Origin of the sequence: Streptomyces sp. 5-10 (assembly GCF_014712245.1) — a bacterium.
GTDB classification, from domain to species: domain Bacteria; phylum Actinomycetota; class Actinomycetes; order Streptomycetales; family Streptomycetaceae; genus Streptomyces; species Streptomyces violaceusniger.
In genome coordinates this window covers 1-931 of sequence record NZ_JACVYG010000206.1, presented here as the reverse complement: position 1 = coordinate 931, position 931 = coordinate 1, and the positions used below count along the sequence as shown (strand labels likewise).

Genomic DNA, 931 nt, shown 5'->3' with positions numbered 1-931 from the left:
GTTGAGGTCATGGTCACGCTTCCGGAGGTGTTCGAGGCGCGGGTGCGGGAGTGCCCCGAGGCGCGGGCGGTGTCGCTGGGCGCGGACGGGCTGACTTACGGGGAGCTGAACGAGCGGGCGAACCGGTTGGCGCGGTTGCTGGTCGAGAGTGGTGCGGGGCCGGGCCGGTTCGTGGGGTTGGTGTTGCCCCGTTCGGTGGATCTGGTGGTGGCGCTGCTGGCGGTGGTGAAGTCGGGTGCGGCCTATGTGCCGATCGATCCCGCGTATCCGGCGGACCGTATCGCCTACACGATCTCGGATGTGGATCTGGCGCTGGTGGTGACGGACACCAGCGTCGATGTGCCGCTGCCGGAGGAGGTGGCGCGGCTGGTGCTGGGTGATCAGGATCTGGTGCGGCGTCTGGCCGCGTGTCCGGGTACGGATCTGAGCGATGATGACCGGTCGTCGCCGTTGGTGCCGTCTGCTCCGGCGTATGTGATCTACACGTCGGGTTCGACGGGGCGCCCCAAGGGGGTCGTGGTCTCTCACCGGAACGTGGTCCGCTTGTTCGAGCACACTCGGCAGTGGTTCGGGTTCGGGCCGGATGAGGTGTGGACGCTGTTCCACTCCTATGCCTTCGATTTCTCGGTGTGGGAGTTGTGGGGGCCGCTGCTGCATGGTGGGCGGCTGGTGGTGGTGCCGTTCGAGGTGTCCCGTTCGCCGGAGCGTTTCCTGCGGTTGCTGGCGGATGAGCGGGTGACCTTCCTCAACCAGACTCCGTCGGCGTTCTACCAGTTGGTCAATGCCGACCGGGAGGACCCGGTGACCGGTGACCGGCTGGTGCTGCGCCATGTGGTCTTCGGTGGTGAGGCGCTGGACCTGGGGCGGCTGGCGGAGTGGTACGAGCGGCACGGCGAGGGCGCCGTCTGCGCACCGCTGTTGGTGAACATGT

General features: G+C 67.6%; 1 protein-coding gene. It reads left to right on the top strand.

What is annotated here, in order from left to right:
* Positions 1-9 precede the first annotated feature (9 nt).
* Positions 10-931: AMP-binding protein (locus IEJ02_RS47830; protein ID WP_317986119.1), on the top strand; the 922-nt coding region annotated here is incomplete at its 3' end.